The 15,662-nt window shown below is 63.7% G+C and carries 15 protein-coding genes and 1 riboswitch; of the genes, 12 read left to right on the top strand and 3 right to left on the bottom strand.

The genetic code is table 11. The features are described 5' to 3' along the window. Positions 1-5: 5 nt before the first annotated feature. Positions 6-1,019, bottom strand: coding sequence for a thiamine ABC transporter substrate binding subunit (gene thiB, locus AZF01_RS16785; protein ID WP_024710008.1), 1,014 nt, complete (start codon positions 1,017-1,019; stop codon positions 6-8). Between the two features lie 47 nt (positions 1,020-1,066). Then, positions 1,067-1,181, bottom strand: a riboswitch (TPP riboswitch). Positions 1,182-1,446: 265 nt separating this feature from the next. Between thiB and AZF01_RS16780 the strand changes: the two genes are divergently transcribed. From AZF01_RS16780 to AZF01_RS16760, 5 genes are all read left to right on the top strand, one after another. Then, complete coding sequence (locus AZF01_RS16780; RefSeq protein ID WP_024710009.1) at positions 1,447-1,884, top strand: peptidylprolyl isomerase; 438 nt, start codon at positions 1,447-1,449, stop codon at positions 1,882-1,884. Positions 1,885-2,284: 400 nt separating this feature from the next. Continuing rightward, complete coding sequence (locus AZF01_RS16775; protein ID WP_024710010.1) at positions 2,285-3,904, top strand: glucan biosynthesis protein; 1,620 nt, start codon at positions 2,285-2,287, stop codon at positions 3,902-3,904. 13 nt (positions 3,905-3,917) lie between these two features. Further along, positions 3,918-4,067: a hypothetical protein gene (locus AZF01_RS16770; protein WP_156484747.1), complete on the top strand. Its 150-nt coding sequence runs from the start codon at positions 3,918-3,920 to the stop codon at positions 4,065-4,067. Positions 4,068-4,126: 59 nt separating this feature from the next. Continuing rightward, positions 4,127-5,953 (top strand): glucans biosynthesis glucosyltransferase MdoH, encoded by a 1,827-nt coding sequence (gene mdoH, locus AZF01_RS16765; RefSeq protein WP_024710012.1) that lies wholly within the window; start codon positions 4,127-4,129, stop codon positions 5,951-5,953. Between the two features lie 5 nt (positions 5,954-5,958). Further along, positions 5,959-7,167 (top strand): OpgC family protein, encoded by a 1,209-nt coding sequence (locus tag AZF01_RS16760; protein ID WP_152534645.1) that lies wholly within the window; start codon positions 5,959-5,961, stop codon positions 7,165-7,167. A 9-nt stretch (positions 7,168-7,176) separates the two neighbouring features. Here the strand turns inward: AZF01_RS16760 and AZF01_RS16755 are convergent, their stop codons facing one another. Continuing rightward, on the bottom strand, positions 7,177-8,715 hold the full coding sequence (locus AZF01_RS16755) for an MDR family MFS transporter (protein ID WP_024710014.1): 1,539 nt from the start codon (positions 8,713-8,715) through the stop codon (positions 7,177-7,179). A gap of 94 nt (positions 8,716-8,809) precedes the next feature. On the opposite strand from AZF01_RS16755, the gene AZF01_RS16750 reads away from it, so the two are divergent. From AZF01_RS16750 to AZF01_RS16730, 5 genes are all read left to right on the top strand, one after another. Continuing rightward, positions 8,810-9,358 carry a MarR family winged helix-turn-helix transcriptional regulator gene (locus tag AZF01_RS16750; protein WP_024710015.1) on the top strand — a complete coding sequence of 183 codons (549 nt, stop codon included), beginning with the start codon at positions 8,810-8,812 and terminating at the stop codon, positions 9,356-9,358. A gap of 64 nt (positions 9,359-9,422) precedes the next feature. Next, the gene (locus AZF01_RS16745) at positions 9,423-10,085 is read left to right on the top strand and encodes a thiamine diphosphokinase (protein ID WP_024710016.1); all 663 of its coding nucleotides are present in this window, start codon (positions 9,423-9,425) and stop codon (positions 10,083-10,085) included. A 3-nt stretch (positions 10,086-10,088) separates the two neighbouring features. Then, on the top strand, positions 10,089-11,915 hold the full coding sequence (locus AZF01_RS16740) for an ABC-F family ATP-binding cassette domain-containing protein (protein WP_024710017.1): 1,827 nt from the start codon (positions 10,089-10,091) through the stop codon (positions 11,913-11,915). Next, on the top strand, positions 11,915-12,475 hold the full coding sequence (locus AZF01_RS16735) for a gamma-glutamylcyclotransferase family protein (protein WP_024710018.1): 561 nt from the start codon (positions 11,915-11,917) through the stop codon (positions 12,473-12,475). The genes AZF01_RS16740 and AZF01_RS16735 overlap by 1 nt, the downstream gene beginning before the upstream one ends. Positions 12,476-12,532: 57 nt before the next feature. Beyond that, positions 12,533-13,783 carry an AI-2E family transporter gene (locus AZF01_RS16730; protein ID WP_024710019.1) on the top strand — a complete coding sequence of 417 codons (1,251 nt, stop codon included), beginning with the start codon at positions 12,533-12,535 and terminating at the stop codon, positions 13,781-13,783. A 3-nt stretch (positions 13,784-13,786) separates the two neighbouring features. Here the strand turns inward: AZF01_RS16730 and AZF01_RS16725 are convergent, their stop codons facing one another. Further along, a complete protein-coding gene (locus AZF01_RS16725; RefSeq protein ID WP_371260648.1) occupies positions 13,787-14,365 on the bottom strand; it encodes a L,D-transpeptidase in 579 nt (192 codons plus the stop codon). Positions 14,366-14,474: 109 nt separating this feature from the next. Between AZF01_RS16725 and AZF01_RS16720 the strand changes: the two genes are divergently transcribed. Both AZF01_RS16720 and AZF01_RS16715 read left to right on the top strand, forming a co-directional pair. After that, positions 14,475-15,158 carry a response regulator transcription factor gene (locus AZF01_RS16720; protein ID WP_024710021.1) on the top strand — a complete coding sequence of 228 codons (684 nt, stop codon included), beginning with the start codon at positions 14,475-14,477 and terminating at the stop codon, positions 15,156-15,158. A 50-nt stretch (positions 15,159-15,208) separates the two neighbouring features. Further along, positions 15,209-15,655: a Crp/Fnr family transcriptional regulator gene (locus AZF01_RS16715; protein WP_024710022.1), complete on the top strand. Its 447-nt coding sequence runs from the start codon at positions 15,209-15,211 to the stop codon at positions 15,653-15,655. Positions 15,656-15,662 lie beyond the last annotated feature (7 nt).

The following is a 15,662-nucleotide window of genomic DNA, read 5'->3' as shown; positions in this document are numbered from 1 at the left end:
TTCCGTCACCGCGCGCTCATGGCGTTCAGCCATTCATCGATCCAGGCCTGCCGGTTTTCCGCAACCACGTCGGGGGCAAACTGCAGGGTCTTGTCCGGCGTGACTGCGTTTTGAAACGCTGCGGGCAGGGGATCGGATGTCTGCGCCACGGGCATCATCCAGTTATGCGTCGGGATCGCGTCCTGAAAGCCGGGCGTCAGGATAAATTCGAGGAAGGACTTTGCCAGCGCCGGGTCCTCGGCCATCTCCGTCATGCCGGCGACCTCGATCTGGATATAGAGCCCGTCTTCGATATCGGCCGCCTTGTAGCGGTCGGTCTCCTCGGCAATCTGGTGATAGGCGGGCGAGGTGGTGTAGGACAGCACCATCGGCGCCTCGCCGCTGGTGAAGAGACCGTAGGCCTCGGACCAGCCGGGCGCGACCGTCAGAATGCGCTTTGAAAGCGTCTCCCACTTTGCCGCCGCCTCGTCGCCGTAGACTGCCTTCATCCACAACAGCATGCCAAGCCCCGGGGTGGAGGTGCGCGGATCCTCGATGACGATTTTTTCGTCGCTCGGTCCGTTGACGAGGTCATCGAGCGTTGTCGGCGGGGTTTCGATACTCTCGCTGTCGAAGACGATGTCGAAATAGCCGTAGTCGAAGGGCACGAAAATATCGTCGTCAAAGCCGCCGGGAATGGCGAGGTTTTCGGTCGAGACCCCCGATGCGGCAAAAAGTCCCGTCTCCTTCGCCTCGTGGATCAGGTTGTTGTCGAGGCCGAGCACGATATCGGCCGGGCTCGTGCGGCCCTCGAGCTTCAGCCGGTTCAGGAGCGCCACGCCATCCTCCGCGCCGACGAATTTCACGGTGCAGCCGCATCGGGCCTCGAAGGCGTCTTTTACCAGCGGCCCCGGGCCCCATTCCGTGTTGAAGCTTTCATAGGTATAGACGGTCAGCACCCTGGCGTCCTGGGCATGGGCTGCGCCGGCAGCCCCGATTGCCAGTGCCGTAACCGCAATTTTCAGATGGTGAGCTGACATGACGCCTCCTTCGTGCTGTCGCAATCAACAAGGGAAAAGGGCGTCTTCTGGTTCACGCGTCTAATCCCTCCGCCGGTTTTAGCCGGATCAGGTTCCTCGGGTTGGTCTTCACCTCTCAGCGGTTGACGCAAGGATCAGCGTTCCGCACCCCGTTAGAGCTTTCCGACACCTATCGCGGGCGGGCCGCGAATTCAAGGGCTCCGGCCTATTTGAAATAGTCGGCGAAAGTGACTAGGTATGGGGCACATCCGGATTTCCGGATGTGCCCGCCAGTCGTCATGCAGGAAAGCGTGTCGGCTCAATCCTCTGCAGCGCGCGAGAATGACCTTGTACGCGCTTCAGGAAAGAGAAACGGCGCTACGGCGCGGGCCGGGCATTTGCCTGTCTTTCGCTGTCGCGCTCGGTGTTCAAGGAAGGAGCACACGAAATGGCAGAAGCAAAGAGCGGGGACACCGTTCGTATTCACTATACCGGAACGCTCAACGACGGTTCGACCTTCGATTCCTCCGAGGGCCGCCAGCCGCTGGAGTTCACCGTCGGCGCCGGCCAGATCATTCCCGGACTCGACCGCGAGATCGCCGGCATGACTGTCGGCGACAACCGTCAGGTTCAGGTTCCCTCCGACGAGGCCTATGGGCCGCATGATCCGCAGAAGGTTCAGGTCGTGCCGCGTTCGGCCATGCCGGCGGAGGTTGACGTGGCACCCGGCATGCAGCTGCAGGCCCGCACGCCCGACGGCCAGACCGTGCCGCTGATCGTTACCAAGGTCGAGGAAGAGCAGGTCACCGTCGACGCCAACCATCCGCTCGCCGGACAGGATCTGAACTTTGCCATCGAGCTCGTCGAAATCGTGAAAGCCGCCTGATAAAAAAGGCGTTTTTCGGCAGCGCCGCCATCTTGACGTCGTCCTCCGGACGGTCGAAAATATTGCGGCGCGAAGAAGGCATATTGCCATGATCTTGCCATTCTTTGGTTGAATGGCTGCCTTATAAATGGGGCTGGAATGCAACGCGGCGTTCCAGCCCCTTTTGGTGCGCGCAAGTATGGGCCCTATCTGTTAACGCATGGAAACTTGCATTGGTTTTTTGCCTGGACGTGGAACCGAACCGGCGCTCCGCCGTTACGGACTCGTCCGCGCGTGCCGCGAAGGCAACTTCCGCGCTGTTTCGGGACAAGGGTCGACCTTTCCAAAGAAGACGTTTCGGCGCTGGATTTGGTGCCATGCAACATTGCGGAAGCTTCTTTTTCAACCGACGGGAATTTGAATGAAAAGACGTTTTTTTCTGGCGCAAACGGCGGTCGGCGCTCTGGCTTTTTCCGGCTTTGCAGGGCGCGCATTCGGGCAGGACGCAGCCGTCGAACCCGCCAAGGTGCCGGACCAGAACGACGCCGTACAGGCGGAGGCGCCGTCGCCGGACGCCTTTACCTTCGATACGCTGACGGCCCGAATGAAGGCGCGCGCCGCCAAACCGTATCAGGAACCGGTACAGAATGTCCCCGCGCCGTTCGAAGCGCTCCATTACGACGACTACCGCGCGGTCCGCTACGATCCGAACAAAGCGATCTGGCGGGACCAGTCGGATTTCCAGTTGCAGGCCTTTTCGCTCGGCTGGTTGTTCAAGACACCGGTCGAGATCTACGAGGTTGCCAACGGCAAGGCTGAGAAACTGGTGTTCTCGGCCAGTGACTTTATTTTTCGCGCGCCGCTTGACGCCGAGCAGTTCAAGGATGTCGAACTGCCCGGCGTTGCCGGTTTCCGCATCAATTATCCGCTGAACCGGTCAGACATTTCCGACGAACTGATCTCGTTTCTCGGTTCGTCCTATTTCCGCGCGCTCGGCCAGGGCAATCTCTACGGGCTTTCGGCGCGCGGGCTGGCAATCAACACCGCGACGAACGAAGGCGAAGAGTTTCCGCGGTTCTCCGCCTTCTACATCGTCCGGCCGGCAGCCGAGGGCGAGAAGGTCACCGTTTTCGCCGAACTCGACGGTCCGAGCGTGGCCGGTGCCTACCGGTTCGTAATCACGCCCGGCAAGAACACGCGCATGGATGTGACGGCGCGGCTGTTTTTCCGGAACGATATCGCCCGTCTCGGCGTTGCTCCCATGACGTCGATGTTCCTGTTCGGGCCGGCCAACCACCACGCCTTCGATGACTATCGCGAGCGGGTCCACGACAGCGAGGGTCTGAAGATCGTGCGGGCGGACGGAACCGAGCTGTGGCGCAACCTTCAAAACGCGAAGAAGCTCGCCAATTCCTTCTTCACCGAGACCGATCCGCGCGCCTTCGGGCTTTACCAGCGCCATCGGGATTTCGAGGACTATCAGGATGCCGAGGCCCATTACGAGCGCCGGCCGTCACTGTTGGTCGAGCCGCTCGGCAACTGGGGCAAGGGGTCGATCTCGCTGGTCGAGATCCCGACCGACAAGGAGGTCAACGACAATATCGTGGCCTTCTGGCAACCGGAGGCGCCCGCCAAGGCCGGTGGTTCGGCCGAATATTCCTATCGCCTGACCTGGGGCGCGATCGAGGAGGACCGTGCGCGGATTGCGCGCGTGGTCGACATCCGAAGCGGCGAAGGCGGCGTATCAGGAACTGAAGCCGGCGAGGACGTCCGCAAGCTGGTGGTCGATTTCGCCGGCGGCGCGCTCGACGATCTCGGCGGCGGTTCGGAACTTCAGGAGCGCCTGCACATTACCAATGGCGAGATCGTTCATTCGACGGTTTCGGCGATCAAGGGCGAAGGCGTCTGGCGGCTTGCCATCGATGTCCGCCCGGCCGGCGAGGCGCCGGTGGAACTGGTTGGAGCGCTTTCCGACGGCAGCCGCGATCTGAGTGAAATATGGCTTTATCAATGGAGAAGAGGCGATGACCAGCCAGACTGACGGAAACAAGGATATGACCCGGTTTCTCCCCGAAACGGCGCCGCTGCCGATGCCCGACCAGATGATCGAGCGTCCGCGCCGAAAGGGACTGGTGGCGATCCTGTTGTCGCCGGTTCTTGCCTGGCAGCGCCCGCGCGCGGCGCGATCGCTTTCGAAGGGATAAGGACGGAACGAAAAGGCCAGCACGGGTTTCCGGCGCCGGCGTCAATGCGAGGATGAGCGATGCTGGCTCTCAGGCGAACCATTTCCATTCTGTTTGCGGCTTTCGTGGCGGCGATCGCCTCGCGGCTGGCGATGGACGTGTTCTTCGCCGATGGCACCGACTGGGTGGATTTCGTCAGGATCGCGCTTTGCGCCGCCACGGCCGCCTGGATCGCTTGGGGCGCTTCGCTCGCGCTTGGCGGGCTTTTCGGCGCGCCGATGAGGACGCCGCAGCGCGCAACGCTGTCGGAGGGCGGTCATGCCGCGCGCGTCGCGATCCTGATCCCGGTCTATAACGAGGATCCGCGCGCGACCTTTTCATCCGCCGCAGCCATGGCCGAGAGCCTTCACTCGACCGGACACGTAGATCTTTTCGACATAGCCATCCTGTCTGACACCCGCGACCCCAGGATCGCGGCCGAAGAGGAGGCATGGTTTCTGAGGCTTCATGCGGAGGTCGCTCCGCCCGTTCAGGTCTTCTATCGCCGCCGCACCGATAATTCCGGAAAGAAAGCCGGCAATATCGGCGATTTCGTTCGCCGCCACGGCGCCCGCTACCCGTATATGCTGATCCTGGATGCCGACAGCCTGATGGAAGGCGAGACGATCGTCGAGATGCTGCGCCGCATGGAAGCCGAACCGAAGCTCGGCCTGTTGCAGTCCCTGCCGAAGATCGTCGCCGCCCGCTCATGGTTCGCCCGCGCGCTGCAGTTTTCGGCCGGCCTGTTCTCGCCGATCTTCACGCGCGGTCTCGCGCGCATGCAGGGCCATGAAGGCCCGTTCTGGGGCCATAACGCAATGGTGCGCACGCAAGCCTTTGCCGAAAGCTGCGGCCTGCCGGCGCTGACCGGCGCGCCGCCCTTCGGCGGGCACATCCTCAGCCATGATTATGTCGAGGCGGCGCTTCTGGCGCGCAAGGGATGGATCGTCCGCGTCGACGCCGATCTGGAGGGCTCTTTCGAGGAGGGACCGCAGAACGTCATCGACTATGCCAAGCGCGATCGCCGCTGGTGCCAAGGCAATCTCCAGCACATCCGCCTCGTCCATGCGCCTGGGTTGAAGGGCTGGAACCGTTTCACCTTCGTGCAGGGCGTGATGGCCTATGTCAGTTCGCCCCTTTGGATGGCCTTCATTGCCGCCTCGATCGTCGCGCCTCTGTTCGCCCCGCCGCCGGAATACTTCCCGAGCCCCTATCTGCCGGCGATTTTCCCGCGTGCGGAGACCGCGCTTGCCGTGACGCTGCTCGTCGGCGTCGGCGGCCTGCTGATCGGCCCGAAACTGCTGATCGCACTGCGCTCCGGCGTCACCGGCGAGGCGCGCCGCTTCGGCGGCTTCATCGCCGTATTCGCCTCGACGCTTGCGGAAATCATCTGGTCGTCGATCCTGGCGCCGATCACTCTGATGTACCAGTCGCGATCGGTCATGCAGATCATCTTCGGCATGGACGGCGGCTGGCCGTCATCCGACCGCGAGGGCCATACGATCCGTTACGGGGAGGCCTTCAAGGCGAGCTGGTGGATCGTCCTGACCGGCATCGTCATGCTGACGGGCGCCTTCGTGCTGGCGCCGGCGCTGTTCTGGTGGCTGACGCCGATCGCCGTGCCGCAGATGCTTTCGCCGCTGCTGATCGCGGCCAGCTCCTCGCCGGCGAGCGGCCGCCTTGCCGCGCGTTGCGGCCTGCTTCTCACGCCCGAGGAGCGCGCGCGGCCGGCGGTCATGCTTCTGCGCGATGCGGTGCTCGCACGCTGGCGCCTCCCGGCTGCCGGCGAAGATGCGGCGCGCGAGGCTTTTGCGGGCGAACCGCAGACGGGCAAGGCCGAACCCGCCTATTCGGCCGTTCAGGGATAGCGGATGTGAAAGAGGGAGGAGCGCAAGCCTTCGTGCGGGTGCCATCGGAGAGGAGCCGACGCGATCCGCGCCTCGACGTATTGAGAGGCCTGGCCCTGATCATGATCTTCATCGATCATGTGCCGGAGAACCTGTATTCGTTCTACACCATCCGCATGATCGGCTTTTCCGATGCGGCCGAGGCCTTCGTGCTGATCTCCGGCATCTCGGCCGGGCTTGCCTACAGCCACCGTTTTGCCGGCGCGATGATGAGCACTGCCAGAGTGATCTGGAGGCGGGCGCTGACGATCTACGGCGCGCATGTGCTGTCCACCCTGCTCGCCCTCTTGATGACGGTGCCGGCCGTCTTTGCCTTCGGCCTCTTCGAGTTCGGCGCGACAAACGGTGTCGACTGGGCCTGGCGTCAACCCCTGGCGACCGCCGTCGGCATCTTCGCGATGACCTATCAGGTCAGCTATTTCAACATCCTGCCGCTCTATGTGGTGCTGTTTGCCGCAGTGCCGGGATTACTGTGGCTCGGGCGCAGAAGTGTCCTGCCGATGCTCGCCGTCAGCGCCGCGATCTGGCTTGCCGGGCGCTGGAGCGGGCTTAAAATGCCGGCCCATCCGGGCGACTGGGCCTGGTATTTCAATCCGTTCTGCTGGCTCTTCCTGTTTGCGATCGGCCTTGCCGTTGGCATGACCGCGCGTCGGGGCAAAGCGTTGGTGCCGTTTTCGCCCTTCCTTTACGCTGCGGCCGTTGCCTTCGTTCTCTTCGCGGCCTGGTGGCGGTTCACCGGCCATTACAGTTTTCCCTGGCCGGAGGGACTGACGCCGTCCGTCATCGCCGATACATCCAAGGAAACGCTCGGCCTGCCGCGCATCGCCCATATCCTGGCGCTTGCCTATATCGTCGTCTATCTGCCCGGCTTCCGCCGTTTTCTGGAAACGCCCGTGTTTCATCCGGTCAACATCATGGGACGGGCAAGCCTTGTCACCTTCGTGGCGGGATCGCTGATCGCCTTCGCCTTGCAGATTTTCCGCACGGTTTATCCGACGGGGCTTCTTGAAGATACGCTGCTGCTTGCCGCGGGTCTCGTGATCCAGTATTGCGCCGCGCGCTATGCGCTGCAAAGGGCCGGCAGGCTTGTGCTGCCTGCCGCGCGGCCGGGGCAAGAACAGGTCCGGCCCATGGAAAATCTCACCGTCAGGGCGCCGCGCAAGGCCAACCGGTAGCGCGCCGGTTCAGGCCGGCGACTTGACCGTGCCAGGTCCGTGGCGGGCTGCGCCGAGCGCGATCGGCTTCAGGCTCATCGCGGCGAGGAGGCCTGCAAAGGCGAGGCAGGCTGCGAAGGTGAAGATGGCGGAAAAGGTGTCGGCATAGCCGGCAATGGCGGCCGCGTGGGCGGCGCCCGTGAGATCGTGAATGGCGACCGGCGTCAGGTCGGCAAGCGGGCCTGCGCCCGGCACAGGCGGCGCCTGGCTGAGACCCCGTGCAAGCAGCGCGCCATAGATAGAGATTGCCGTTGCCGCGCCGATCATGCGCGACAGCGTGACCGTGCCGGTTGCCGCGCCGACATCGCCGCCGCGCGCCGCGTTCTGCACGCCGAGCACCGGCACCTGCTGGCCAAGGCCGACGCCGATGCCCTGAAGCCCCATGATGACGGCGACCGCATAAAGGGGCGCTTCACGACTGTAGAGCGCCAGCAGCGTGAAACACAGCGTCGAGAGCGCAAGGCCCATGATCGCATAGGGCTTGTAGCGCCCGGTCATCGACATCAGCCGTCCGCTGCTGATCGAGCCGATGACGATGCCCGAGGTGATCGGGATGAAGAACAGGCCGGCGGTCGTCGGCGACAGGCCATAGACGGTTTGCAGATAGAGCGCGAGATAGTTGACCATGCCGATGGCCACCGCGCCGCTCGCAATCGAGATGAAGATCAGCAGGGAAACGGTGGGATTTGCAAGAAGCGACAGCGGAATGATCGGCTCCGGCGCGCGCCGTTCGGCCAGCACGAAGGCGAGGCCGCAGACGACGGCTACGCCGACGACGCCAAGGCTCCAGGGCGCGATCAGCGAGCCGAAGATCTCGCTCGAATCGCTCCACAGGACGACGGCCGTGACCGCGACGGCCAGAAGGGCGGCGCCGGCGAAATCGATCTTCGGCTGCCTGTCCGGCTTGCGGTTGGGCAGGAGAAAGAACAGGCCGCAAAGGACGATGAGGGCGAGCGGCAGGTTGATGAGGAAGATCGACCGCCAGCCGAAGGCTGCCGTCATCGTGCCGCCGAGAAGCGGCCCGAGCGCGCCCGAGGTCATGATGACGAGGCTTGCATAGCTCTGGTATTTCGGCCGTTCGCGCGGCGAAAACAGATCGGCGTTGAGCGCGAAGATCGACACCATCAGCCCGCCGCCGCCGAAACCCTGCAGCGCGCGTGCGGCAATCAGCGTGTTCATCGAGACAGCCAGCCCGCAGGTCAGCGAGCCGACGAGAAAGATGACGATTGCGGTCATCAGCACATATTTTCGCCCGATAAGGTCGCCAAGCTTGCCGTAAAGCGGCATCACGGCGCAGGAGGCGAGCAAATAGGCCGAGGCCACCCAGCCGAAGCGCTCGACCGCGCCGAATTCGCCGACAATCGTCGGCAGGGCGGTGGAGACGATCTGGTTGTCGAGCGTGGCCAGGAACATCGCCATCAGGAGGAACAGAAAGGCGACGATGCGAAGGCGGGGATGTTCGACCAACGAAATGAAGGGCTGAGGCGGCGATGAGGTTTGGGTTGTCATTGCGTGAATATGTGATAAACGCAAATATATGTCAATGGCATTGAATTGCCCTTGGCATGTTTCAACTCCTCAAGGAATCTGGTATAAAACAGGAATGACCAAGACGATGCCAGCAGCCAGTGAAGCCGAAGAAGAGGCCATGGAACGGATTTCGGGCGCGATGACCCGCAACCGCCTGATGACCCGGCGGCGCATTATCGGCCGCCTCGCGATTGCAAGGGTCGCGCCGGCGCTCGAGATTACCCATCTTGATGTGCTTGATGTCGTCTCCCGCGTCGAGGCGCCGGCAAAGGCCACGATCGGCGCGGTTGCCGAAGGCATGCGTATCGACCCCTCGCGCGCAAGCCGCATCGTCGCCGAGCTTGTCGCCCAGAACGTGCTGGAACGACGCGTCTGCCAGAGCGACGCACGCCGTTCGATCCTGGTGATCACGCCGAAGGGGCGCAAGCTTCTGGAGGAGATCCACGCCGTCAAGCGCGGCCTCATCGAGAGCGTCACCGAAAGCTGGCCGGCGGACGATATCGATGCCTTCTCCCGGCTCTACGACCGCTTCGTAGCGGGCGTCGAGGACTATGTCCGCGAACATGCGGGCGAAGACGAGCGCCATGCCGTCGAGGCGCCGGGCGTCCGTTCGGTGGGCTGAAACCGGCGGCCGTTTCCCGGATTCTGCTTTTGTTTGGCCGTGACATTCGATATGGCCTTAGCCTATGAAAGCAGCAGAAACCTTCACCCTTCTTCTGGGCGGCGCGCTTGCCGTGGACGATCGCGTCAGACGGCTTGTCGACGGCAGCCGCGTCATCGCCGCCGATGGCGGTATGGTGCATGCCGAGGCGCTCGGCGTGTCCCCCGAAATCTGGGTCGGCGATTTCGATTCCACCGATGCGGCGCTCATCGAGCGGTTCCCGGATATCGAACGGAAGGGCTTTCCGCCGGCCAAGAACGCGACCGACGGGGCGATCGCGACCGAGGAGGCGATCGACAGGGGGGCGAAACGGATCATCATGGCCGGCGCGCTGCAGGGCGAACGCACCGACCACGGAATGATGAACATGCTGCTTGCCGTGAGGCTGGCGGAAGCCGGCTATGACATGGTGCTGACCTCGGGCGAGGAGGAAGCGCGGCCGCTTCTGACTGGCGCGAGCGAGATCGAGATGCCGGCCGGCGCTCTGTTTTCCGTGCTGGGCTTCTCCGATCTCCATGGCCTGTCGATCGAAAACGCCGTCTATCCGCTTGACGCGTTCGAGGCTCCCTTCGGTCTGCCGCGCACGGTGTCCAACAAGGCGGGCAATGGTGATGGTCCCGTCCGCTTCGGGTTGAAAAGCGGCCGCGGCATCGTCATTTTCCGCCCGCATGATTTTTCGGGAGTTTGAGGCATGGCGCCTCCGATATTGAAACTGGACGACATCCATCTGAGTTTCGGCGGCACGCCGCTTTTGTCCGGCGCCGGCCTGCAGGTCGAGCCCGGCGACCGCATCTGCCTTGTCGGCCGCAACGGTTCGGGAAAGTCGACGCTGCTGAAGATCGCCGCAGGGATGGTCGAGCCGCAATCGGGCGAGATATTCCGCCACCCCTCCGTCACCGTCCGCTATCTCGAGCAGGCGCCGGACTTTACCGGTTATGCCACGGTGGAAGACTATGTCGCCGAGGGGCTTGCTCCCGGCGATGCGCATTACCGCGCCGATTACATGATGGAGCATCTGGGCGTTGACCCGAAGGCTGATCCGAGAACGCTCTCGGGCGGCGAGGCGCGCCGCGCGGCCCTCGCCCGGGTTCTCGCGCCCGAGCCCGACATCCTGCTTCTCGACGAGCCGACCAACCATCTCGACCTCAACACCATCGAATGGCTGGAAGGCGAGCTTTCTGCCACGCGCTCGGCGCTGGTGCTGATCTCGCATGACCGGCGGTTCCTGGAAAACATCTCCACCGCCACCGTCTGGCTCGACCGGGGCACGGCGCGGCGCATGGACCAGGGCTTTGCCGCCTTCGAGGAGTGGCGCGACAAGGTGCTGGAGGAAGAAGAAGCCGAGCAGCATAAGCTGGCGCGCGCCATCGTGCGCGAGGAGCACTGGCTGCGCTACGGCGTCACCGCCAGGCGCAAGCGCAATATGCGCCGGCTCGGCGAACTGCACGACATGCGCGCCCGCCACCGCGGCCATCGCGGACCCCAGGGCACGGTGAATGCCACGGTTACGGAAGCCAAGGACAGCGGCAAGCTGGTGATCGAGGCCGAGAATATCACCAAGTCCTTCGGCGACCGGCAGATCATCAAGCCGTTTTCCTTGCGCGTGGGGCGCGGCGACAGGATCGGTCTCGTCGGCCCCAACGGCGCCGGCAAGACGACGCTCCTGAAGCTTCTGACCGGCCAGCTTGAACCCGACAGCGGGTTTGTCCGCCTCGGCGTCAATCTCGAGATTGCCGTCATCGACCAGAAGCGAGAGGATCTCGATCCCGACGATACGCTCGCCCATTACCTCACCGACGGGCGCGGCGACACGCTGCTGGTCAATGGCGAGCAACGCCATGTGACCGGCTATATGAAGGATTTCCTGTTCCAGCCCGAACAGGCGCGCACGCCGATCCGCAATCTCTCCGGCGGCGAACGCGCCCGTTTGATGCTGGCGCGCATCCTGGCAAAGCCGTCTAACCTGCTCATTCTCGACGAGCCGACCAATGACCTCGATATCGAGACGCTTGATCTGCTGCAGGAGATCGTCGCCGGTTTCAAGGGCAGTGTCATCCTGGTTTCGCATGACCGTGATTTTCTCGACCGGACCGTGACCTCGACGATCGCGCCCGCAAATCCGCTCGCCCTTGACGGAGCCTGGCTCGAATATGCCGGCGGCTATTCCGACATGCTGGCCCAGCGAAAAGGCGCGGCCGCGGAAGCAAGGGCTCAGGAAAAGCGGGAGAAACAGGCCGCGCAGGACGAAAAGGGATCGAACGACCGGACGGCAAAGAGCAGGGGCAAACTCTCCTTCAAGCAGAAATTCGCCCTCGAAAACCTGCCGAAGGAGATGGAAAAGCTCGAGGCCGAGATCGCAAGGCTTGAGGAAAAGATGGCCGACCCCACCTTCTTCCAGCGCGATCCCGAAGGCTTCAACACGGCGGCGGGCAAGCTTGAAGGCCTGAGGGCGGATCTCGCCGCCAAGGAAGAGGAATGGCTGGAACTGGAAGTGCTGCGCGAGGAGCTGGAGGGCTGATGCCGCAAGGCCGCGCCTACTTTGCCTATGGCTCCAACATGCTGAGCGAACGGCTTCTCCGCCGTTGTCCCTCTGCGCGCGCGCTCGGGCCTGCCTTTCTGGAAGACCATGCCCTCGATTTCGCCAAGCCGGGCAGGGATGGTTCCGGCAAGGCGACGATCACGGCAAAGGCGGGTGGGCGTGTGTTCGGCGTGCTGTTTTCGCTTCATCCCGGCGATTGCGAGCTGCTTGACGGGTTTGAGGGGCGTGGCAAGGGGTATGACCGGATCGAGGATTGCACGGTGCGCATGCTCTCCTGCGAGAAACCGGTTTCGGCGTTCACCTATGTGGCGCCGCCGGCCTTCCGCGTATCGGGGCTCTTGCCTTTCGACTGGTATCACGCCCTCGTTCTCGCCGGCGCGCGCGAGCACGGCCTGCCGGAGGGCTATGTCGCCGGGCTTGAAGGCGCTGCGGTCTCTCGCGATCCCGAGCCCGGCCGCGCCGCCCGCCTGGAGGCCCTCGACATCCTCTCCGGCCTGACAACCGAAGCGCGCTTGCAGGCGGGGCCGGGACTCCCGTAAATAGGAAGCCGCGCCGCCTTGCAGGCGGCCGTGACAATTGTGAAGGCGAAAGCGTCAATGGCGGAAACACCGCAAAAGGACCACAGAATGCAACGCTGGATCGGCCAGGCTGCCGTGGGACGCGCGCCGCTGATCCCGTCGGTAACCGCCGCGCGCTGGCTGCTGCTCGGCGTGGCGATCGCTGCCGTCTACTTCTTCCACGGCTTTCTGGTCCCGGTTCTGGCGGCCCTGATCATTGCCTTCGCCTCGCAGCCGGTGTTTCGGGACCTCAACCGGAGGCTCGGCAACCGCCGCACGCTTTCGGCGACGATCGCCATTCTCCTCATCCTCCTGTTCCTGATCCTGCCGATCATCTTCGCGGTGATCTACATGTCGCGCGAGCTCGAAGCCTGGATCGCCTGGGCGGCGGAGGCGAACCGCATCGGCGCGCCGGTGCCGGACTGGATCTTCAACCTTCCCGTAGTCGGCGCATGGATCGCCACCAAATGGCAGGAATATCTGGGCAAGCCCGGCGACATCGGCCAGCTGATCCAGGCCGTCAGCGGTGAGAATATCGGCAGTATCTACCGCACCGCCCTGTTCGTCGGCGGCCGGGTCTTCGGCCTGCTTCTCTCGGCCCTGTTCATGCTGATCGCGCTGTTTTTCCTGTACAAGGACGGCGACAAGTTCGCCCGTCAGCTCGACATGATCGGCGAGCGGCTGTTTCCAGACCGCTGGTACCGCATTTCCCGCGTCGTGCCGGCGACGATCTCCTCGACGGTCACCGGCATGACGCTGATCGCCATGGGCGAGGGCATCGTGCTGGGAACGGCCTATTACTTCGCCGGCGTCCCGAATTTCGTATCCTTCGGCCTGCTGACGGCCGTCATGGCCATGGTGCCGGGGGGCGCGCCGCTGACCTTCACCCTGATTTCCGCCTATCTGGTTGCCCGCGGCACGCCCGTGCACGGGATCGCGCTTTTCGCCTGGGGCACGATCGAGCTCTTCATCGTCGACAAGACATTGCGCCCGCGCCTTGTCGGCGGACCGATAAAGCTGCCTTTCCTGCCGACCTTCTTTGGCCTTGTCGGCGGGGTGAAGACGATGGGTCTGATCGGCCTCTTCGTCGGCCCGGTGCTGATGGCGCTGATCGTGGCGATCTGGCGCGAATGGGTGCTGGAAGCCTCCGGCACGGCCCCGGAGGCCGCCAATCCCAATGCCGATGCTGCCCCGCCGGCTGGTGATCCGCCGGTAGACGGCGACGAGCGCGTGCCCCGCCCGGGCGCTTATGCCGGCTCTGCGGAAACGACCGCCCCGCGGGGAGGCTGAGGTTCAGCCGAGGACGGCAAGCCGGACGCCGCGCCGCAGATGCGGCAGCAGCACGCGCATGGCCGACGGCGCAACAGCGACGCAGCCGGCCGTGGGCTCGAAGCCTGGTCGGGCGAGATGAAAGAACACGGCCGAGCCCCGCCCTTTGACGCGACAACGCATGTTCCAGTCGAGAACGACGACGATGTCGTAGATCCTGTCTTCGCGTCTCAGCCGTTCATGGCTTCCGGAAAAGGCCAGGCGGACGGGGCGGTTGTAGTTCGGGGCGCGAGGATCGTCGCACCAGCCGTCATCGGGCCTGATCCGGCGAAGGCCGAGCGGGCTTGACGGCAGGATCGGCAGCCGGCCGCGGACAAGGCCGCCGGCCAGTGGCATGACGGCAAGCGGCGTTGCGCCGTCGCCCTCCCGTTTGCGCGCCGAAATGCCACCGCGCCCTATGGCTGCGGGGAAGCGCAGCGGCCCGAAGGCGAGGAGCGCGCGGTGGAGCGACCCCGGCATGCGGCGCACGGTAATGACTGAAGTGTTCTTGCGCGGCGTTTTGATGGTTTTCTTCACTTTTTTTTGCTTTGTACGTGAAATCATATAGTTTCATAGGACTACGCCCGGCGATAGCCTGCCGCAATATTGTCATTGACGGAACACGCCATGCGGGAGAGCGAATGGCGCATAATCACACGAGAGGGCCGAGTGCATGACGGAGAGGACGATCCTTCTGGTCGATGACGATCAGGACCTGCGCGAAACGCTGGTCGAGCAGCTGGAACTCTACGATGAATTCGCCATCCGTTCGGCCGATTGCGCCGCCCGTTCGCTGAAAATGCTGAAGGAGGAACAGGTCGATCTCCTGATCATGGATGTCGGTCTGCCGGACATGGACGGGCGGGAAGCCGTGAAGATGGCCCGCAAGAACGGGTTCAAGGCGCCGATCATCATGCTGACCGGCCATGACACCGACAGCGACACGATCCTCGGTCTTGAGGCGGGCGCCAATGATTACGTCACCAAGCCTTTCCGTTTCGCCGTTCTGCTCGCCCGCATTCGCGCGCAACTGCGCCAGCACGAGCAGAGCGAGGACGCGACCTTCAATGTCGGGCCTTACGTGTTCAAGCCGGGGCAGAAGCTCTTTACCGGGGTCGGCAACAAGAAGATCAGGCTGACGGAAAAGGAAGCGGCGATCATCCGCTATCTTTACCGCGCCGGCCAGAAGGTGGTAACCCGCGACATGCTTCTGGAAGAGGTCTGGGGCTACAATTCCGGCGTCACCACCCACACGCTGGAGACCCATGTTTACAGGCTGCGCCAGAAAATCGAGGAAGATCCGTCGAATGCGCGGATTCTCGTGACCGAAAACGGCGGCTACAAGCTGGTGCCCTGAACGGCGCTGGCGGTGGGTCGCAAGGGGAAGCGGCCCGGGGGATATGACTGATGGCACTGTCGCGCGATATCGAGACGATCCGCCGGACCGGGCTTTTCTCCGGTTTCTCCGTCGACCAGCTGCGGCTGATCGCCTTTACCGTCACCCGCCTCTCCTGTGAAGCTGGGGAAACGCTGTTCGAGGAGGATGCCGACAGCCTCGGCGCCTACCTGGTCGAAAGCGGGACGCTGACGCTTGAGGCGGCCGGACGTTCGGCGGGCATCGCCGGCGCCGGCAGTCTGCTGGCCGAGGCTGCGCTGATCAGTCCGGTTCCCCACCGCGTCGCGGCGATTGCGGCCGAACCTGCCGAAATCCTTCTCATCCGCCGCGACCAGTTCCTGCGCCTGATCGAGGAATATCCCGATATCGCAACGGAAATGGACCGCCGTCTGCGCCGCAATTTCTCGGAAATGGTCAGCGCCCTTTCCGCCGTGAAGACGCGGCTTTCGGATTTTTGAGCGGAGG

Origin of the sequence: Martelella sp. AD-3 (assembly GCF_001578105.1) — a bacterium.
Lineage (GTDB): Bacteria > Pseudomonadota > Alphaproteobacteria > Rhizobiales > Rhizobiaceae > Martelella.
This window is presented reverse-complemented; position numbering and strand designations above follow the sequence as displayed.

Coding starts and splice junctions, on each gene's coding strand:
- thiB (WP_024710008.1), bottom strand. CDS start 1,019: ATGTCAGCTCACCATCTGAAAATTGCGGTTACGGCACTGGCAATCGGG.
- AZF01_RS16780 (WP_024710009.1), top strand. CDS start 1,447: ATGGCAGAAGCAAAGAGCGGGGACACCGTTCGTATTCACTATACCGGA.
- AZF01_RS16775 (WP_024710010.1), top strand. CDS start 2,285: ATGAAAAGACGTTTTTTTCTGGCGCAAACGGCGGTCGGCGCTCTGGCT.
- AZF01_RS16770 (WP_156484747.1), top strand. CDS start 3,918: ATGACCCGGTTTCTCCCCGAAACGGCGCCGCTGCCGATGCCCGACCAG.
- mdoH (WP_024710012.1), top strand. CDS start 4,127: ATGCTGGCTCTCAGGCGAACCATTTCCATTCTGTTTGCGGCTTTCGTG.
- AZF01_RS16755 (WP_024710014.1), bottom strand. CDS start 8,715: ATGACAACCCAAACCTCATCGCCGCCTCAGCCCTTCATTTCGTTGGTC.
- AZF01_RS16750 (WP_024710015.1), top strand. CDS start 8,810: ATGACCAAGACGATGCCAGCAGCCAGTGAAGCCGAAGAAGAGGCCATG.
- AZF01_RS16745 (WP_024710016.1), top strand. CDS start 9,423: ATGAAAGCAGCAGAAACCTTCACCCTTCTTCTGGGCGGCGCGCTTGCC.
- AZF01_RS16740 (WP_024710017.1), top strand. CDS start 10,089: ATGGCGCCTCCGATATTGAAACTGGACGACATCCATCTGAGTTTCGGC.
- AZF01_RS16735 (WP_024710018.1), top strand. CDS start 11,915: ATGCCGCAAGGCCGCGCCTACTTTGCCTATGGCTCCAACATGCTGAGC.
- AZF01_RS16730 (WP_024710019.1), top strand. CDS start 12,533: ATGGCGGAAACACCGCAAAAGGACCACAGAATGCAACGCTGGATCGGC.
- AZF01_RS16725 (WP_371260648.1), bottom strand. CDS start 14,365: ATGATTTCACGTACAAAGCAAAAAAAAGTGAAGAAAACCATCAAAACG.
- AZF01_RS16720 (WP_024710021.1), top strand. CDS start 14,475: ATGACGGAGAGGACGATCCTTCTGGTCGATGACGATCAGGACCTGCGC.
- AZF01_RS16715 (WP_024710022.1), top strand. CDS start 15,209: ATGGCACTGTCGCGCGATATCGAGACGATCCGCCGGACCGGGCTTTTC.